The sequence below is a fragment of the Pseudoduganella sp. GW821-FHT12E03 genome (assembly GCF_058807115.1).
Genome location: NZ_JBXAQJ010000013.1, coordinates 69,374 through 88,873 on the forward strand (window position 1 = coordinate 69,374; position 19,500 = coordinate 88,873).

At 63.3% G+C, this 19,500-nt stretch carries 14 protein-coding genes; 7 read left to right on the forward strand and 7 right to left on the reverse strand.

Annotation, left to right across the window (positions count from 1 at the left end):
* Positions 1-46: 46 nt before the first annotated feature.
* Positions 47-1,969, reverse strand: coding sequence for a methyl-accepting chemotaxis protein (locus AC1RRC_RS27845; protein WP_493058874.1), 1,923 nt, complete (start codon positions 1,967-1,969; stop codon positions 47-49).
* Between the two features lie 96 nt (positions 1,970-2,065).
* Complete coding sequence (locus AC1RRC_RS27850; protein WP_493058877.1) at positions 2,066-2,977, reverse strand: LysR family transcriptional regulator; 912 nt, start codon at positions 2,975-2,977, stop codon at positions 2,066-2,068.
* A gap of 132 nt (positions 2,978-3,109) precedes the next feature.
* Here AC1RRC_RS27850 and gcl point away from each other — a divergent pair, with 132 nt between their 5' ends.
* The 5 genes from gcl (at position 3,110) to AC1RRC_RS27875 (ending at position 10,587) form a co-directional block, all read left to right on the forward strand.
* Positions 3,110-4,852: a glyoxylate carboligase gene (gcl, locus tag AC1RRC_RS27855; protein WP_493058879.1), complete on the forward strand. Its 1,743-nt coding sequence runs from the start codon at positions 3,110-3,112 to the stop codon at positions 4,850-4,852.
* Positions 4,853-4,923: 71 nt separating this feature from the next.
* Positions 4,924-5,703 (forward strand): hydroxypyruvate isomerase, encoded by a 780-nt coding sequence (gene hyi, locus AC1RRC_RS27860; RefSeq protein ID WP_493058880.1) that lies wholly within the window; start codon positions 4,924-4,926, stop codon positions 5,701-5,703.
* Positions 5,704-5,819: 116 nt separating this feature from the next.
* A complete protein-coding gene (glxR, locus tag AC1RRC_RS27865) occupies positions 5,820-6,707 on the forward strand; it encodes a 2-hydroxy-3-oxopropionate reductase (RefSeq protein ID WP_493058881.1) in 888 nt (295 codons plus the stop codon).
* A gap of 115 nt (positions 6,708-6,822) precedes the next feature.
* Positions 6,823-8,253: a pyruvate kinase gene (pyk, locus tag AC1RRC_RS27870; protein WP_493058883.1), complete on the forward strand. Its 1,431-nt coding sequence runs from the start codon at positions 6,823-6,825 to the stop codon at positions 8,251-8,253.
* A 159-nt stretch (positions 8,254-8,412) separates the two neighbouring features.
* Positions 8,413-10,587 carry a putative bifunctional diguanylate cyclase/phosphodiesterase gene (locus tag AC1RRC_RS27875; protein WP_493058884.1) on the forward strand — a complete coding sequence of 725 codons (2,175 nt, stop codon included), beginning with the start codon at positions 8,413-8,415 and terminating at the stop codon, positions 10,585-10,587.
* A gap of 69 nt (positions 10,588-10,656) precedes the next feature.
* On the opposite strand, the gene AC1RRC_RS27880 is transcribed toward AC1RRC_RS27875, so the two are convergent.
* The 3 genes from AC1RRC_RS27880 to AC1RRC_RS27890 are packed head-to-tail and all read right to left on the reverse strand — an operon-like array spanning position 10,657 to position 15,037.
* Positions 10,657-13,311 (reverse strand): bifunctional acetate--CoA ligase family protein/GNAT family N-acetyltransferase, encoded by a 2,655-nt coding sequence (locus AC1RRC_RS27880; protein WP_493058885.1) that lies wholly within the window; start codon positions 13,309-13,311, stop codon positions 10,657-10,659.
* A gap of 45 nt (positions 13,312-13,356) precedes the next feature.
* The gene (locus AC1RRC_RS27885) at positions 13,357-13,965 is read right to left on the reverse strand and encodes an NAD(P)H-dependent oxidoreductase (protein WP_493058886.1); all 609 of its coding nucleotides are present in this window, start codon (positions 13,963-13,965) and stop codon (positions 13,357-13,359) included.
* 19 nt (positions 13,966-13,984) lie between these two features.
* On the reverse strand, positions 13,985-15,037 hold the full coding sequence (locus AC1RRC_RS27890) for a zinc-dependent alcohol dehydrogenase family protein (protein ID WP_493058887.1): 1,053 nt from the start codon (positions 15,035-15,037) through the stop codon (positions 13,985-13,987).
* 239 nt (positions 15,038-15,276) lie between these two features.
* Between AC1RRC_RS27890 and AC1RRC_RS27895 the strand changes: the two genes are divergently transcribed.
* Positions 15,277-15,672, forward strand: a complete 396-nt coding sequence (locus tag AC1RRC_RS27895; protein WP_493058888.1) for a hypothetical protein — start codon at positions 15,277-15,279, stop codon at positions 15,670-15,672.
* A 9-nt stretch (positions 15,673-15,681) separates the two neighbouring features.
* On the opposite strand, the gene AC1RRC_RS27900 is transcribed toward AC1RRC_RS27895, so the two are convergent.
* Positions 15,682-16,446 carry an alpha/beta fold hydrolase gene (locus AC1RRC_RS27900; RefSeq protein ID WP_493058890.1) on the reverse strand — a complete coding sequence of 255 codons (765 nt, stop codon included), beginning with the start codon at positions 16,444-16,446 and terminating at the stop codon, positions 15,682-15,684.
* A 132-nt stretch (positions 16,447-16,578) separates the two neighbouring features.
* Positions 16,579-17,898: a guanine deaminase gene (gene guaD, locus AC1RRC_RS27905; protein ID WP_493058891.1), complete on the reverse strand. Its 1,320-nt coding sequence runs from the start codon at positions 17,896-17,898 to the stop codon at positions 16,579-16,581.
* A gap of 187 nt (positions 17,899-18,085) precedes the next feature.
* Here guaD and purF point away from each other — a divergent pair, with 187 nt between their 5' ends.
* Positions 18,086-19,474: an amidophosphoribosyltransferase gene (purF, locus tag AC1RRC_RS27910; protein WP_493058892.1), complete on the forward strand. Its 1,389-nt coding sequence runs from the start codon at positions 18,086-18,088 to the stop codon at positions 19,472-19,474.
* Positions 19,475-19,500 lie beyond the last annotated feature (26 nt).

The window sequence follows — 19,500 nt, forward strand, 5'->3', positions numbered from 1 at the left end:
GGGCATGGGGTGCAGCGGCGAAGGTGCGCCGCGCCCCATGCAACAATCAGCGCAACGCCAGCGCGGTCCGTCCGGACCTGCCGCCGCTGCCGCTGCCGCTGGTATCGAGCTTGAACGTCCCGATCACCTGCTCCAGCTGCGCCGCCTGTTCCTGCAGCGACTGCGCCGCCGCCGCCGCTTCCTCCACCAGCGCGGCATTTTGCTGAGTCGCGTCGTCCATCTGCGTGATCGACAAATTGACCTGGCCAATGCCGTCGCTTTGCTCATGGCTGGCGGTGGTAATTTCCGCCATCAAGGTCGCCACGTGCTGCACGGATTTCACGATATCGCTCATGGCGTCACCCGCCGTATCGACCATCTTGCCGCCCGCCTCCACCTTGCCGACCGAGTCCACGATCAATTCCTTGATTTCCTTGGCGGCGGCGGCGGAACGCTGCGCCAGCGAACGCACTTCGGACGCCACCACGGCAAAGCCCCGGCCCTGTTCGCCGGCGCGCGCCGCTTCCACGGCGGCATTCAGCGCCAGGATATTGGTCTGGAACGCGATGCCATCGATCACACCAATGATGTCCGACATCTTTTGCGAACTGGCGGTAATCTGGCCCATCATGTCCACCACACTGGCCACCACCTGGCCGCCTTTGACAGCGGCATTGGTGGTCGCCGACACCAGCTTGTTGGCTTCTTCGGCATTGGCGGAATTCTGCTTGACGGTGGACGTCAGTTCTTCCATCGCCGCCGCGGTTTCCTCGAGGTTGGATGCCTGATGTTCTGTCCGTGCGGACAAGTCGAAATTGCCGGAGGCGATTTCAGCCGATGCGGTGGAAATCATGGTCGTGCTGTCGCGCACCTGCAGCATGGTGGTGTTCAGCGACGACACGAACTTGTTGAAGGCGTGCGCCAGCGCACCGACTTCATCTTCCGATTCCACCGGCATGCGGCGGCTTAAGTCTCCCTCGCCACTGGCGATTTCCGTCAGCATTTCCGCCGCGTGGGACACCGGCGCGGCAATCGCGCTGGCGACAAAGAAGATCGCCGCCATGCCGATCCCGCCGCCGATCACCGCCCCCACCAGCGCGGAAATCATGGCCGAGCGGCCGATATTGCCCAGCACTTCGGATTCCGGCACTTCGGCCACCACATAGGCATTCAGTTCGGGAATGAACGACGACGCCACGAATTGCGGGCCGCCATCACCTTTATAGCGGCCTTGGGCAAATTTCTGGCCACCCAGTAATTCTTTCGACAGGTCGGCGCTGAAACCAGGCATATCCTTGAGGAAATGCTTGCCGTCGACCAGCGCCGGATTGCGGTGCACAAGGAAGGCGCCATTCGGGCGCACCAGCGCCACCGAACCGGATTTGCCCAGCTTGTAGCCACGGATGGTGTCGGCCAGCGTGTTCACGCCCAGGCCCAGGCCGGCCACCGCCAGCTTGCCGCTGGCGGTCTGCACGCGGGTATTAATGAACAACATGTATTTGTCGGCGCTGACATCCTTGTCGATGTCCAGGGTGTACGGCGCGTTGCCGTTCACGAAGCCATAGAACCACTGGTCGCTGGCCTTGTCTTTCGACAGCGTGCGGTCATAGCCGGCGTCGGTGAAATACTTGCCCGTTGCATGCGAGACCCAGAACACGGTGGCCGCATTGTTTTTCGCCTTCAACTGCTTGGCATATTTTTTCCAGGCGTCGACGCCTTCGTCCGGCAACCCGGCCTCTTCCCAGTCATGCAGGAACGTATCGTTGGCCAGGGTCAGCGACACCGACAGCGGCTGGTTAATCTGCCGCAGGATGTCGTTACGGATTTCACCGATCTGCGCCGGCAATTCCTGCTCGACCACGCGCACCCGCGCGTTCTCGCTGGTCATGTAGACGCTGAGCGACGAGGAAATAAAAATGAAGAGTAACAAGCACAAACCCATGGCGAGCATAAGTTTGTTCCTGATGGACAGACGGCGCAGCAAGGCCATTGGAGCACTCCCGATATTTTATGAGTGGCCGTGCATTGATAGCCGGCCTTTATTTAAGTGTACATAGAACCCTTATATGCACACAGTAATTTTGCTTCATTTGTTGCGAGTCCAATACCCCGGTTGCGCGTATACCTGCTTTAACTCGTCTATAAAGAAACGTATCTTGGCAGGCAAGTGTCTTTGTTGTAGATAAACCGCCATGATGTCGTAATCGGGCAGCGCAAAGTCGTCCAGCACCGTGATCAGGCTGCCCTCGGCCAGTTGCGACTGGATTTCCCACGTCGAGCGCCACGCCAGTCCCAGCCCCTCGCACGCCCAGCGGTGCAGCAGTTCGCCGTCATTGCAATCCAAGTTACCTTGCACTTTAGTAGTAACTGGTTTGCCGCCCTGCTGGAAGTACCAGCCGCGCTGCTGCCCGCCCTGCAAATTAAACGCCAGGCAATTATGGTGCGCCAGGTCATCGAGGGTGCGGGGGATGCCCATGCGGTCAAAGTAATCCGGTGTGCCGCACACCACACGCCGGTTCTTGGCCAGCCGGACCGCCACGAAGCTGGGATCGATCACGCCGCCGATGCGGATCCCCAGGTCGTAGCCCTGCCGCACCAGGTCGATCACCTGGTCGGTCAGGTTGAACGACAGTTGGACATCCGGATTCTTTTTCAGGAAGGCCGGTGCGTGCGGTGCAACATGCTGGCGCCCGAACGACGCCGGCGCGGACACGATCAGGTGGCCGGTCGCCTTGTGCCGCCCTTCCGCGATATTGCGCTCGGCCACGTCGAAATCCGACAGCAGTTTGCGGCAATCGTCGAGGAACACATTGCCCTGTTCGGTGAGGGTCAGATGGCGCGTGGTGCGGTGCATCAGCTTGACGCCGAGGCGTTTCTCCAACGCATCAATGCGGCGTCCCAGCATCACCGGCGTAATGTTTTGCACTAATGCGGCTGCCGCCAAAGATCCTTTTTCGACCACCGCCACAAAGGCTTCGATTTGTTTGAATTTATCCATGTCAACATTATTCCATACTTGGAGTATCGAATAAACCGATTGTTTGTGGTCTTATCAAGCGAAGACAACGCCTATAGCATACAAAACATCCGCAACAGGTTCACAAACCAACAAACACTCAGGAGAACAAAAATGGCAAAGATGAAGGCAGCTGACGCAGCCGTCCACGTGATGCAGAAAGAAGGCATCAACGTTGCATTCGGCGTACCAGGCGCAGCAATCAACCCACTGTACGCCGCACTGAAGCGTAACGGTACCATCAAGCACGTGCTGGGCCGCCACGTTGAAGGCGCTTCCCACATGGCTGAAGGCTACACCCGCGCCGCTCCAGGCAACATCGGCGTCTGCATCGGCACTTCCGGTCCTGCCGGCACCGACATGATCACCGGCCTGTACTCCGCACAAGCCGACTCGATTCCTATCCTGTGCATTACCGGCCAGGCGCCGCGCGCCCGCCTGCACAAGGAAGACTTCCAGGCAGTCGACATCGCCGCCATCGCCAAGCCAGTGACCAAGTGGGCCACCACCGTGCTGGAACCAGCGCAAGTGCCACGCGTTTTCCAGCAAGCTTTCCACCTGATGCGCTCCGGCCGTCCAGGTCCGGTCCTGATCGACTTGCCATTCGACGTGATGCAAGCCGAGATCGAATTCGATCCGGACACCTACACCCCGATGGAAGTGTACAAACCAAAAGCCTCCCGCGCACAGATTGAAAAAGCGCTGGAAATGCTGAACGACGCCGACCGTCCACTGATCAACGCCGGCGGCGGCATCATCAACGCCAACGCTTCCGCGCTGCTGCAGGAATTCGCTGAAATCGTCAACGTGCCAGTGATTCCAACCCTGATGGGCTGGGGCACCATTCCTGACGACCACCCGCTGATGGCGGGCATGGCCGGCCTGCAAACCTCGCACCGCTACGGCAACGCCACCGTGCTGGCTTCCGACTTCATCTGCGGTATCGGTAACCGTTGGGCCAACCGCCACACCGGCTCGGTCGAAGTGTTCACCGAAGGCCGTAAATTCGTCCACGTCGACATCGAGCCAACCCAGATCGGCCGCGTGTTCGGTCCGGACCTGGGCATCGTGTCCGACGCCGGCTTCGCGCTGGAACTGTTCGTCGAAGTGGCGAAAGAATGGAAAGCCGCCGGCAAGCTGAAAGACCGCACCGGCTGGGTACACCAGTGCCAGGAACGCAAGCGCACCATGCTGCGCAAGACCGACTACGACCAGGTGCCAGTGAAGCCACTGCGCGTGTACGAAGAAATGAACAAGTACTTCGGCCGCAACACCCGCTACGTGTCCGCCATCGGCCTGTCGCAAATCGCCGCCGCGCAATTCCTGCACGTGTATGAGCCACGCAACTGGATCAACTGCGGCCAGGCCGGCCCTCTGGGTTGGACCATCCCTGCTGCGCTGGGTGTCCGTACCGCCGACCCGAAATCGGACATCGTCGCGATTTCCGGTGACTACGACTTCCAGTTCCTGATCGAAGAACTGGCCGTGGGCGCGCAATTCAAGCTGCCTTACATCCACGTCCTGGTCAACAACTCGTACCTGGGCCTGATCCGTCAATCGCAGCGCGGCTTCGACATGGACTTCTGCGTCCAGCTGGCGTTCGAAAACATCAACTCGCCGGAAGTCAACGGCTACGGTGTGGACCACGTCGCCGTGGTCGAAGGCCTGGGTTGCAAGGCGATCCGTGTGCACAACCCGGACGACATCATCCCGGCATTCGAACGTGCCCGTGAACTGATGGCGCAGTACAGCGTGCCGGTCGTGGTGGAAGTGATCCTGGAGCGCGTGACCAACATCGCGATGGGCACCGAGATCAACAACATCACGGAATTCAACGAAGTCCTGGATATCAAGTAATCCGTAGCCCATGCAGGGGACTCACCTCCCCTGCAAGCAACACCAGACGAAACAAAAAAAGGATACAAGACATGCCAAAGTTCGCCGCCAACCTGACCATGCTGTTCAATGAACTGCATTTCCTGGACCGTTTCAGCGCCGCGTCGCGCGCCGGTTTCAAGGGGGTCGAATTCCTGTTCCCATACGATTTCGAGCCGGAGCAACTGGCTGAAAAACTGCACCAGTTCCAGCTGGAGATGGTGCTGCACAACCTGCCGGCCGGCCACTGGGCAGGCGGTGAACGCGGTATCGCGTGCCTGCCGGACCGCGTTGGCGAGTTCGAGCAAGGCGTGGAACAAGCGATCCGCTACGCAAAAGTATTGAAAACCCAGCGCATCAACTGCCTGGTCGGCATTCCGCCGGCCAACGTGGAAAAACAAAAAGCGCAAGACACCCTGGTGCGCAACCTGAAGTTCGCCGCGAAAGAACTGAAAGCCGCCGGCATCCCGCTGCTGATTGAACCAATCAACACCTTCGACATTCCGGGCTTCTTCCTGTCGGGCACGAAACAGGGCCTGGACCTGATCGAAGCCGTCGGTTCGGACAACCTGTTCCTGCAGTACGACATCTACCACATGCAGCGCATGGAAGGCGAGCTGGCGAACACCATCAAGAACAACCTGTCCGTCATCAAGCACATCCAGCTGGCGGACAATCCTGGCCGCTTCGAACCAGGCACCGGCGAAATCAACTACCGCTTCCTGTTGAACTACCTGGATGAAATCGGCTACGACGGCTGGGTTGGCTGCGAGTACAAGCCGAAGAACGGCACCGTGGACGGTCTGGGCTGGCGTCAGGCATTGGCTTCGTAATACCTGATATGTGGAAGCCCGGCCTGAAGGCCCGGCACCCATGTTCAATTAAATGTGGATGCCCGGCCTGAAGGCCCGGCACCCATGTTATCCAAATAAATTCTAGGAGAATTATCATGGCAAAACTCGGATTCATCGGCCTGGGCATCATGGGCGCACCAATGGCTGGCCACCTGCAAGCCGGCGGTCACAAACTGTACCTGCACGACGTTAAAAACCCGCCGGCAACGCTGGTCGAAGGCGGCGCCACCGTGTGCACCTCGGCTGCCGAAGTGGCCAAGCGCGCCGACATCATTTTCCTGATGGTGCCGGACACCCCGCACGTGGAAGAAGTGCTGTTCTCGGAAGAAGGTATCGCCGCAGGCCTGACCGCTGGCAAGATCGTGGTCGACATGTCGTCGATCTCGCCGATCGCCACCAAGGAATTCGCCAAGAAGATCAACAAGAAGTCCTGCGCTTACCTGGACGCGCCAGTGTCCGGCGGCGAAGTGGGCGCCAAGGCAGCCAGCCTGACGATCATGGTTGGTGGTCCACAGGAAGCCTTCGACACCGTCAAGCCACTGTTCGACCTGATGGGCAAGAACATCACCCTGGTGGGCGGCAACGGCGACGGCCAGACCACCAAGGTCGCCAACCAGATCATCGTGGCGCTGAACATCCAGGCGGTTGCCGAAGCCCTGCTGTTCGCCTCGAAAGCCGGCGCGGACCCAGCCAAAGTGCGTGAAGCGCTGATGGGCGGTTTCGCCTCGTCGCGTATCCTGGAAGTGCACGGCGAGCGCATGGTGAAACGTACCTTCAACCCGGGCTTCCGCATCTCGCTGCACCAGAAAGACTTGAACCTGGCCCTGCAAGGCGCCAAGGCCCTGGGCGTATCGCTGCCGAATACCTCGGCCACCCAGGAATTGATGAACGCCTGCGCGGCCAACGGCCTGTCCGGCCTGGACCACTCGGCCCTGTGCCAGGCCATCGAACTGATGTCCAACCACAAAATCGCACAAGGTTAATTTGTGCCACTAAAAGCGGGGCGCTGCCCCGCTTTTTTTACGCCTGTACTTTTGAAACATGGGTGCCGGGCCTTCAGGCCGGACATTCACATATCAGTCCAAGAAAAAAATCATCATGCGCCGTGAACGTAAAGCCAAAATTGTAGCCACCCTGGGTCCCGCCAGCTTTGACCGCGCCGTCATCCAGGCCCTGTTTGAAGAAGGTGCGGACGTGTTCCGCTTCAACTTCAGCCACGGCAGCCACGCCGACCACAAAGCCCGCCACGACGTGGTGCGCGCCATCGAAAAAGACTTGGGCCGCCCTATCGCGATCCTGGCCGACCTGCAAGGCCCGAAACTGCGTATCGGCCAGTTCGCCGGCGGTAAAGTTACCCTGCAGGCCGGCGCGGAATTCACGCTGGACCGCAACCCGGAACCGGGCAACGAGCATCGCGTCTGCCTGCCGCACCCGGAATTGTTCGAAGCGGTCCGCGCCGGCCAGGCGCTGCTGATCGACGATGGCCGCGTGCGCCTGAAAGTCACCGACAGCGGCGATGATTTCATCCGTACGCAAGTGGTCAACACCGGCGTGCTGTCGGACCGCAAGGGCGTCAATGTGCCGGACGCCGTGCTGCCGATTCCCGCGCTGACGGAAAAAGACCGCCGCGACCTGTCGTTCGCGCTGGAACTGGGCGTGGACTGGGTCGCGCTGTCGTTCGTGCAGCGTCCGGAAGACGTGATCGAAGCGAAAGAACTGGTGAAAGGCCGCGCCGGCGTGCTGGCCAAGCTGGAAAAACCACAGGCGCTGGAGCGCCTGGAAGAAATCATCGAACATTCCGACGCGGTGATGGTGGCGCGTGGCGACCTCGGTGTGGAATTGCCGCCTGAGCGCGTGCCGGGCGTGCAAAAACGCATCGTGCGCCTGTGCCGCAAGCATGGCAAGCCGGTGGTGGTGGCAACGCAAATGCTGGAATCGATGGTCACCGCCCCGGTGCCGACCCGCGCCGAGGCGTCCGACGTCGCCAACGCGGTCTATGAAGGCGCCGATGCCGTGATGCTGTCGGCCGAATCGGCCAGCGGCCTGTACCCGGTGCAAGCCGTGGCGATGATGAACCGCATCATTTCCGAAGTGGAGCGCGACCCGCTGTACCCTGCCCTGATCGAAGCCCAGCGCGACGTGACGCAGCAAGCCAACGCCAACAAGGGCGACGCCATCAGCGCGGCGCTGCGCGACGTCACGAAAATCATGGGTGTGACGGCGACGATCGCCTACACCACGTCCGGCCACAGCGCCCTGCGCACCTCGCGCGAACGTCCGCTGGTGCCGATCGTGTCGATCACACCGAACCTGGAAACCGCGCGCCGCCTGGCGCTGGCCTGGGGCGTGCACAGCACCGTCAGCGCCAACGTCTACACGGTGGATGAGATGGTGGCGGCCGCCTGCCGCACCGCATTGGCCGAAGGCTTCGTGAAGCCGGGCGACCAGGTGGCGATTGCCGCCGGCACGCCGTTTGGCCAGCCGGGCACCACCAACCTGCTGCGTTTGGCGGAGATCTGGCCGCAGTAATGAGGTAAAAGGCCGCCGCTTTGCCGCGGCGGCCTTTTACCTCACCGAAATCTCGCGATTTCTTGATATATATCAATCAATTCACCATTGAACTACATCTAGACTTGTGGCTTAAAAGTCTACTTGCCGGCGCAACGCCGGCATCCCCAAGCCATGAGCATGCCTCCCAATTTAGACCAACTGGCCGCCAGCATGACGCCGCCAGCCACAGCGATCGCCGAACGCCTGGCTTACCTCGATATCCAGCCTGACGACCTTGCCGCGCTGCGTGCGGTCAGCCCGCTGCTGAAGCCGCACCTGGATACGGTGATTGAAGCATTTTATTCCCACCTGCGCCAATTCCCTGCACTGCGCGCCATGCTGGCAGACCCGCAAGTGGCGCAACGCCTGCAAAAATCCCATGTCGCGTACTTCGAACGCCTGACACAGGGAGAAATCGGCGCCGATTACGTGCAAAACCGCCTGCGCATCGGGCTGGTGCATCACTATTGCGGGCTGGAACCCATCTGGTACATCGGCGCTTACCGCAAATACTTGAGCGAACTGGCGGCACTGATCCAGCACTTGCTGGCGGAGACCCCTGCGCATATTGTGCCGGCGCTGCAGGCGCTGGGCAAAGTCGCCAGCTTCGACATGGCGCTGGCGCTGGACACCTACATCGAATGCGGCCGCCGCCAGATCATCGAACTCAAGGAATATTCGGAGCAAATCATCAGCAGCCTGCCGTGCGGCGTCATCGTGGCGGACGGTGAAGGACGGGTGCGCACTGTCAACCAGGCCATGCTGGATATGTCGGGTTTTTCCGAGGAGGAATTGCTGCAGCGGCGGCGTGACACCCTGATTCCCCTTGGCCGGCACGAGCCCGGCGAGGCCAGTCCGCAACCCTACGAATTCCTGTTCCGGCGCCGCGATGACGGCACGGTGTGGGTCAAGGCGACCTTTGCGCCGATGCACGCGGCGGATGGCGGCACCGTGACCGTGATCGAGGATATTTCACAGCGCAAGCGCTATGAGGAAGACCTGGTGCGGATGGCCAACTTTGATGCGCTGACGGGCCTGGCCAACCGCAGCCTGCTGTTGAACCGGCTCGACCACGCGATTGCCGGTGCGCGCCGCCAGCAGCGCTGCACCGCGGTCCTGTTCCTCGACCTGGACCGCTTCAAGACCATCAATGACAGCCTGGGTCACGACGCCGGCGACCGTGTCTTGATTGAAGTGGGACGCCGCCTGCAGCGCGTCGTGCGCGAAACCGACACGGTGGCGCGGATGGGCGGCGATGAATTCGTGGTCTCCCTGTCGGATTTGCATGACGAAACGCCGGCAGCCATCCTGTCCCACAGCATCCTCGACGCGGTGTCACGTCCCATGCTCATCCATGGCCACGAAATTGCGCTGTCTTGCAGTATCGGTATCAGTGTCTTTCCGCAAGATGGGGCCGATGCCAGGCAACTGCTGAAGAACGCCGACGCCGCCATGTACCAGGCCAAGGCGCTCGGGCGCAGCAATTATCAATACTACTCACCGGAAATGAATGCCCGGACCCTGGATCGCCTGACGCTGGAAAACAACTTGCGCCACGCGATTGAGCGGCACGAACTGCTGGTGCTGTACCAGCCGCAATACAGCCTCGCCACAGGCGCCATCACCGGTGTGGAAGCCTTGCTGCGCTGGCAGCCGCAGGGGCGCGCCATGATCACACCCGATGAGTTCATCCCGATCGCGGAAGAGACCGGCCTGATCGTGCCCATCGGCGAATGGGTGCTGCGCACGGCGTGCGCGCAACAAGTGGCCTGGCAGCAGGCCGGGCTCGGCTGTCTGCGCGTCGCGGTCAACCTGTCCGCGCGCCAGTTCAGGCAGGCCGGCATGGAAGCCATGGTGGAGCAGGCGCTGCACGATACCGGCTGCGACGCCGGTTGCCTGGAACTGGAAATCACCGAAAGCGTGTTGATGGATCGCCCCGACAGCGCGGTGGCAACCTTGAAGCGCCTCAGTGACATGGGCGTGCGGCTGGCCATCGACGACTTCGGCACCGGTTATTCCAGCCTCGCTTACCTGAAGCGCTTTCCAATCGATGTCTTGAAGATCGACCGCTCGTTTGTGAGCGACATCCCCGGCAGCACCGACGATGCCGCCATTGCCACTGCTGTGACCGCGCTGGCGCACAGCATGCAGCTGGCGGTCGTGGCCGAAGGTGTGGAAACCGAGGTGCAGCGCGACTTCCTGGCCTCGCTGCAATGCGACTATGCGCAGGGCTACCTGTACAGCAAACCTGTCTCGGCCGACGCCATGGCTGCCCTGCTTTCAGCCTGCGCCACGCTGGCGGCCTGCTGCTAGCGGCCTGCGGTTAGCGGCCTGCATTTAGCGGGCCGGGGCTAGCGGCCTGTGGTTTGCGGCGCGCACTGGCTACAGCGCCAGCCGCAGCGGCACCGCACCGTCTTCGGCGTGGCCAGTGGTAAAGCCCAGCGAACGCGCCAGCGCCAGCAAGCGTTCATTGTCATGCAGCGCCACGCCAGTCATCGCCTGCAGGCCGCTGGCGCGGCTGTATTCAATCAGCCGCTGCATCAGCATGCGGCCCAACCCCTGCCCCTTCAAGTCCGAGCGGACGGTCACGGCGAATTCACCGTCGATATTGTCCGGATCGGCCACCACCCGCGCGACACCGAGCGTTTCCGTTTCCCCGCCAGCCGTTTGGCGCACCGCGACCAGCGCCATTTCGCGCGCATAGTCGATCTGCGTGAAACGCGCCAGCTGCGCCGGACTCAGCACGTTAACGGCGGTAAACATGCGGAAATGGATGTCTTCCGCGCTCAGCGCCCGGAAGAACGCCACATGGGCGGCGCCGTCTTCCGGCCGGATCGGGCGGATCACGATGTGCCCATCGCGCCACGCATGGATTTTCACCAGGTCTTGTGGGTACGGCATGATGGCCAGCCGCGCGCCGGCGGCCGGTTGCAGGCGGATGCGCGCATCGAGCGCCAGCACGCCGCCGGCATCGGCCAGCAGCGGGTTGATGTCGAGCTCCGCGATCTCGGGAATATCGGCCGCCAGTTGCGCCACCCGCACCAGCACGTCGCACAGCGCATCCATATCGACCGGCGCCTGCTGCCGCACCGCGCCCAGCAGGCGCGCGACCCGGGTGCGCGACACCAGGTCGGCCGCCAGCACCCGGTTCAGCGGCGGCAAGCCGATGGCCTGATCCGCAATGGCTTCCACCGCGACGCCGCCATGGCCGAACAGCACCACCGGGCCAAACAGCGGATCGGCGCCGATGCCGACGATCAATTCGCGCGCCTGGGGCCGGCGCGCCATGGCTTGCACCGTATAGCCTTCCAGCCGCGCCTCGGGGCAACGCAACGCCAGCGACGTGCCGATCGCATTGAGTGCGGCCAGCAGCGCCTGTGGTCCCGCCACGTCGAGCACCACGCCGCCGACATCGGATTTGTGCGTGACATCGGGCGAGCGCAGCTTGACCGCCACCGGGTAGCCGATCTCCGCCGCGGCGGCCAGCGCGTCATTGGTGTCGCGGGCCACGCGCGTTTCCACCGTGGGAATGCCATAGGCGGACAGGATCGCCTTGGCTTCGGCTTCCGGCGCCGTGGCCACGCCTTGCGCCAGCAGGCCGCGCACCAGGGCGCGCGCCGTCATGGTGTCAACGCCGGGGCCGCGCAGCGGCGGTGGCGATTCCAGCAGCAGGCGCTGGCTGTCCGCATAGCGCACCATTTGCAGGTACGCTTCGACCGCCGATTCCGGTGTCTCGAATTGCGGCAGCCGGGCCTCGGCGAAGATGGCCCTCGCCTGGCCCGCCACGGCGCCGCCCATCCAGCAAAACAGCACCGGTTTGCCGGCATCCGCCGCCAGCGGCGCCAGTTCCCGCGCCACCTCCGCGCTGGAAACGATGGCGGTCGGCGCATGCAGCACCAGCACCGCGTCCACGTCGCTGCTGGCCAGCAGCACGCCCAGCGCATGGCTGTAGCGCGCGCCCGGGGCGTCACCGATGATGTCAACCGGATTCGCATGCGACCAGGTACGCGGCAAACCCTGGCCCAGCGCAGAAATGGCTTCTTCGCCCAGCACGGCGGGGACGCCGCCGCCGTCGATCATGGCGTCCACCGCCAGCACACCCAGTCCGCCGCCATTGGTGACGATGGCCAGCCGCCCGCCGCGCGCCGGCCGTGACAGCGCCAGTGTGGCGGCCGCCTCGAACAACTGTTCCGCGCTGCGCACGCGCAGCATGCCGGCGCGCCGGAACGCCGCTTCACACACCAGGTCGGCGCCGGCCAGCGCGCCGGTATGGGTGGCCGCCGCGCGCGCCCCGGCCGGCGCACGCCCCGCCTTCAAGACCAGCACCGGCTTGCCACGCGCCGCACTGCGCGCCGCGGTCATGAATTTGCGCGCGTTGCCAATGCCTTCCAGGTACAGCAGGATCGCATCGGTCTGCGCGTCGCCCGCCAGGTAATCGAGCATGTCCGCCACATCGACGTCGGCGCAATCGCCGAGCGACGCAAAGGCGGAAAAGCCGATCCCGCGCGCACCGGCCCAGTCCAGCATGGCGGTCACCATCGCGCCCGATTGCGAAATAAACGCGATCCGGCCGGGGCGCGCATCGCAGGGCGCGAAGCTGGCGTTAAGTTTCGCATGGGGCGACAGCAGGCCGACGCAATTGGGCCCCAGGATACGCAGCAGGTGCGGCCGCGCCGCATCGAGCATGGCCTGGCGCAAGGTGGCGCCGCCGCCGGCCGGCGCATCGAGGCCCGCCGTCATGACGATCACGGCACGCGTGCCGCGCGCGCCCAGTTCGGCCACCACGCCGGGCACGGCGTCCGGCGGCGTGCAGATCACCGCCAGCTCGGGCGCCTGCGGCAGTTCGCCAATCGACGCATAGCAGGGCAACCCCGCCATCTCGGCGTGATGCGGGTTGACCGGATACAGCGCGCCTTGAAAACCGCCCTGCAGCAGGTTGCGCAGCACGGTGGCGCCGACACTGCCGGCGCGCTCCGAGACACCGATCAGCGCCACCGATTGCGGTGCAAAGAAATACTTGAGGTTACGTATGGTCATGCCTGCTCCGATCATGTTCAGCCGCCGTCCCCCGGACGACAGGCGTTATTCCGCCGCCGCGCCCAGCGCGCGCATGCGCGCCAGCCAGCGCTGCGCGCGCTGCGGGTTGAGCTTGCCAACCATGCCGATCAGCGTGCGCCGCACCGGCGCAATCCCGACAAAGCCCAGGATGTTGCGTTCCAGCGAACGCACCGCGTGGGCCTGGAAATACCAGCGGTATATCGTGGCCGGCATGCCCATCGTGACCACCACGCGCGCGCTGCGCCCGGCCAGCGCCTTGTGCGCAAAGGGATTGCCGCCTTCGGCCCGGAAGGCAAAGCCGGGGCGCGCCACCTGTTCCAGCAGCGCCTTCAACAACGCCGGCATGTCGCCCAGCCACAGGGGAAACACCAGCACCAGGTGGGTGGCGCCGGCGATGGCCTGCTGCACCGGCAACAACACGGCCGGTGTCTCGCCCTGCTCCCAATCGTGCTGGCTACGCAGCAACGGGAAGTCCAGCCGTGCGATGTCGACCCGGGTCACCGCGTGCCCCGCTTCCCGTGCGCCGGCTTCATAGGCATCGGACAGCGCGTGGCAAAAGTGGCGCGCGCCGGCATCAGGGTGGCCTTCGATGATGACGATGCGCTGCGCGTTGGCAACGGTGCCCGCCTTCATTCGTACCCCAGCAGGCAGCTCATGCGGGCGCTCCGCCCGGGGTGATGATGACCTTCAGCGCGCCGGTCTTGGCCGCATCGCCGAATGTGGCGTACGCCTGGCCGATGTCTTCCAGCGCAAAGCGGTGCGTGATCAGGGTGGACGGGTCGAGTCGCTTTGACTGCACGGCTTTCAGCAATTGCGGGATCACGGCGGTGTCCACCAGCCGCGTGGTGATCGTGATGTTGTGCGACCACAGGCGCGCCAGGTCCAGTTCCGCCTTGCCGCCGTGCACGCCGACGTTGGCCACCGTGCCGCCCGGCGCAATGATGGCCGTGCACAGTTCAAACGTGGCGGCAATGCCGACCGCTTCGATGGCGGTATCGACGCCGCGCCCGCCGGTCAGTTCCAGCACCGCCATTTCCGCCGCGCGACCCACCGCGCGCACCGTATGGGTGGCGCCGAACTGGCGGCTGACGGCCAGCCGGTGTTCGTCGAGGTCGACCATGATGACCTCGGCCGGGGCAAAGAATTGCGCCGTCATCAGCGCCGCCAACCCGATCGGGCCGGCCCCGACAATGGCAACCGTGCCACCCGGCTGGATTTTGCCGTTCAACACGCCGCACTCGAAGCCGGTCGGCAAGATGTCGCTCAGCATGACCAGCGCTTCTTCCTGCGCGCCGGGCGGAATGTGATGCAGGCTGGTGTCGGCGTGCGGAATCCGCACATATTCCGCCTGGGTGCCATCGATCCTGTGTCCCAGCAGCCAGCCGCCGCTGGCGCAATGCGAATACATGGCTTTGCGGCAGTATTCGCACGTGCCGCACGACGTAATGCAGGAAATCAGCACATGGTCGCCAACGCTGAAATTACGGACCGCGCCGCCAACCTGCTCAACGATGCCGACGCCTTCGTGGCCCAGCGTCGTGCCGGGCAGGCAATCGGCCACGTCGCCTTTGAGGATGTGCAAGTCGGTGCCGCAAATGGTGGTGTGGGTGATGCGGATAATGGCGTCGGTTGGCCCCGCCAGTTCCGGCATGGGTTTGTCCTTCAGGACGGGACGGCCGGGACCTTCATAAACAAGCGCGCGCATGGGGGACTCCGTTTGAGTGGGATGTCATTCAAGGTAGTCCAGCGCGGGCGTCAAGTCATCGCGATAATTTGATCGGGGTCAAAATATCGGGGAATTCTTTGCTTAAATGCAGCGTGGCGCGCGCCGAATGGCCCGCAGCGGCATTTTTCATTTCAGATGGGAAAGTTTGATCCACATCACGCCGTCCAACATTTCCACCTTGCACACTGGAGCACACCAATCACCCACAGGAGCCCAGCATGCCGACCGCCAACCCAACCGCCAATTCCCGCCTGACGTACGACCCGTTGCATACCGCCCTGCTGGACCAGATCTTCCGTACCACCGGTTCGCAAAAACAGACTTTCCCGCACGAGTTCAGCGTGCTGGTGGACCGGCTGGAAGACGATTTCCGCGCCAGTGAAGCCGTGCTGGAGGCGCTTGGCTACACCAGGGTGGCGGTATATCGCGAACAGCATGCACGGGTGCTGCTGAACCTGCACCATGCCATCTCGGCGCTACAGCGCGGCATCGGCACCCCGGCGGCGCATGCGCTGCGGGACCTGGGGCTGTGGCTGCCGCACCACCTGGAGACACTGGATGCGGAAGTGGCGCAGGCGGCAGGCGGCAAGCGGCCGCTGGCCGCCTGCCACTGAGCCAGTCCGTCACACGCGTTCGCGCGATACGGCCGCCAATGCGGCAATCGCATCCGTCACCAGTTCCGGCTCCGACATTTGCGGGAAATGGCCGCTGCCCGCCGCCTTGATGCGGCGCCCCAGCGGCGACAGCAGCGCCAGCGCTTGCTGGCTGCGCTCACGGGCAGCCAGCGCATCGCCGGAAGCGGCCCAGCCGGGCGGCGGCTTGGCGCCGGACAGCACGGTGACGGGAATCGCGGGAAAAGGCGGCGCCGCATGGATTTGCGCCACGGATTGCGTTTCGTTGGCGACTTCCCCGTTCGGATCGGGTTTGACGAACGCGTTCAGCACCCGGTTGATGAAGCGCGCCACGGGCCCGGCATGCGCCTTCATGGCGCCCACGTCCTCTGGCGCCGCCGCTTCCAGGAACAGCACGCCGGCCACCTCTTGCGGATGCAGGCGCGCATACAGGTTCGCATATAGCCCGCCAAACGAATGCGCCACCAGCACATATGGCGCCGGCACGCCGGCCTGGCGCAGCAAGGCGCGCAACTGGCGCACACCGAGTTCCGCCGTTTGCGGCGCCACCGGTTTGCCGCTGCCGCCAACGCCGGGGCGGTCGTAAATGAACACCTGTCCCAGTTGCGCCACCCCGGGAAACAGCCGGAACCAGCCTTCCATCGGGCCGCCCGCGCCATTGATGAACACGATCGCGGGACCGCCCTGCCCCGCCATTCCGTAGGCCAGTTTCTGGCCATCGATGGCGGTAATGCGTTTTTCCGGTAAATGCTGCATGCGTCGCCTCTGCATAAAAGAAGAATAGCGATGTTAGCATTTCAACCACATTTTCAACTTATTACTGGCTTAACGCAAAACGGGCCGATATCCCGTGGGATACCGGCCCGCTTCTTTGACAAAAGTCAGTACTTATTCGCCGCGCTGGTGCACCTGCTTGCCGGCCGAATACGTCGCGGCAACGGTGCGGTCGTCGCCCAGCAGCGCCAGCGCGAACAGCAATTCTTCCAGGCTGTTGGTACGCGTGGTGCGGCGTTCCAGCAGTGGCGTGGCTTTCGGGTCGAGCACCACGAAGTCCGCTTCCGTGCCGGCCGCGAAGTTGCCGATGGTGCCTTCGAGCTGCAGCGAGCGGGCGCCGCCCAGGGTCGCCAGGTAGAACATGCGCAGCGCCGGCATGTAGGTGCCGCCCATGCGCGCCACCTTGTAGGTTTCGTTCATGGTTTGCAGCATCGAGAACGACGTGCCGCCGCCCACGTCGGTCGCCAGCGACAGCGTGACGTTTTGCTTGTCGGCTTGCGCGAAGTCGAACAGGCCGCTGCCCAGGAACAGGTTCGAGGTGGCGCACATCGACACGGCGGCGCCGGTGGCGGCCATGCGGGCGCGGTCTTCATCGTCCAGCCACACGCAGTGCGCATACATCGAACGCGGGCGCAGCATGCCGTAGTGGTCATACACGTCCAGGTACGAGCGCGCGTTCGGGTACAGCGATTTCACCCATGCCACTTCATCGGTGTTTTCCGCCACGTGGGTTTGCAGGAACACGTCGGAATACTGTTGCGCCAGTTCGCCGCACAGCTGCATTTGCGCTTCGGTCGAGGTTGGCGCGAAACGCGGGGTCAGCGCGTACAGCTGGCGGCCCTTGTTGTGCCAGCGCTTGATCAGCTCTTCGCTCTCGCGCGCGCCGGTTTCCGCGGTGTCTTGCAGGAAGTCCGGGCAATTGCGGTCCATCATGACCTTACCGGCGATCATGCGCAGGTTGCGTTCTTCGGAGGCCGAGAAGAAGGCGTCCACCGATTCCGGGTGCACGGTACAGAACACCATCGCGGTGGTGGTGCCGCAGCGGGTCAGTTCATCGAGGAAGAAGTCGGCCACGCCGCGTGCGTGTTGCGGGTCCTTGAACTGGCGCTCGGTCGGGAAGGTGTAGGTATCGAGCCATGGCAGCAGGCCCGGCGCCGGCGACGCGATCATGTCGGTCTGCGGGTAGTGGATGTGGGTGTCGATAAAGCCCGGCATGATGACCTTGCCACGGTAATCGCGCACTTGCGTCCCTTCCGGCAGCGTGTCTTTGAGCTTGTCGTAGTCGCCGGCCGCCTTGACGCGGTCGCCATCGACCACCAGCAGGCCGTCTTCGAACCAGCTGTAGGCATTGTCATTGAACGCTGGATCCGCAGTGAAGTGCAAAATGCTGGCGCGGAACGCCTTGATGGTTGTCTCTTGTTGTTGAATGGTCATGATTATTAGTGTTAGGTGGGTCGGTCGGCATGGCCAGGCGAGTCTGTCACCACATGCCATAAGAAGTTATCACCGATGATTCGCCCGCTCATATGAGTGTATATATGGCCATTATCTGAAACCAGCCCTACCTTGTGCAGTGCGGCGCGCGGTACTGTCTCGTTTGTAACATTCCAGGAGTCCGACCATGTGTGGCATCGTCGGCGTGCTGACGCACGCCCCTGCTAATCAAACCCTCTACGATGCGCTGCTGTTATTGCAGCACCGCGGCCAGCAAGCCGCAGGCATCGCCACCGACAACGACAGCGTGTTCGCCATGCACAAGGCGAACGGTCTGGTCACCGATGTCTTCCGCACCCGTAACATGCGCACCCTGCGCGGCCGGGCCGGCATCGGCCATTGCAGCTGCGCCGCCTATGGCCCGTCCTGCGACGAGGAAGCGCAACCGTTTTATGTCAACGCACCGTACGGAATCACGCTGGCCCATAACGGCCAGGTCGCCAATGGCGACGCGCTGCGCCGCGAATTATCGGTGACGGGACGGCGTCATATCAATACCCCGTCCGACGCGGAAGTGCTGCTCAACGTACTGGCGCACGAAGTGCATGCGGCCAGCCAGGGCGAATCGCTGGCGCCGGCCATGCTGTTTACCGCCATCGCCTGCCTGCAGCGCCGCGTGCAAGGTTCCTATGCCGCCGTGGCGCAGGTGGCGGGACATGGCATCCTCGCGTTCCGCGATCCGCAAGGCATCCGCCCGCTGTGCCTCGGCGTGCGGACCACCAATCAAGGCAACGAATACATGTTTGCCAGCGAATCCGTCGCGCTCGAAGGCATGGGCTTCAGTTACGTGCGCGATGTGGCGCCCGGTGAAGCGGTGTATGTCAGCCTCGATGGCGAACTGCATGCGCGCCAGCTGTCCGTGCAACAGGGCGCCCGCCCTTCCGCCTTTGAATTTGTCAGCCTGGCGCGGCCCGATTCCATCATCGATGGCGCCTCGGTGTATGCGGCGCGTTTAAGGCTGGGCGAACTGCTGGCCGAACAGGTGCGTGCGCAGCTCGACGTCAGCACCATCGATGTGGTGATGCCGTTTGACGACATCGCGCGTCCCGCCGCCATCCAGCTGGCCTTGCGACTGGGCCTGGTTTACCGTGAAGGGTTTATACAGAACCGCTATCCGGGCCGCGCATTCGACTTGCCGCCATCGGCCGTGGTGCGCAAGCCGGTGTCGCACCGCGTCAACACCATCGGCGCCGAATTCAAGGGCAAGCGCATATTGCTGGTGGAAGATGCGATTGTCGACGCGGCCAGCACACGCGAGATTGTGCAACTGGCGCGCCTGGCTGGCGCCACGTCGGTGGCGCTGGCGTCCACCGCGCCGCCAGTGCGGCATCCAAAAGTGTATGGCGTCGACTGGCCGGCCCGCAGGAAGCCCGCCAGCATGGGCGCCACGCATGACGAAATGCGCGCCAACGTGACGGCCGATGCGCTGGTGTTCCAGGATTTAAAAGCGTTGAAGGCGGCCATTGCCGGCGCCAATCCGGCGCTGCGGGAACTCGAGATTTCCTGCTTTGAGTAACGGTAAATAAAACAAAGGGCGCATCA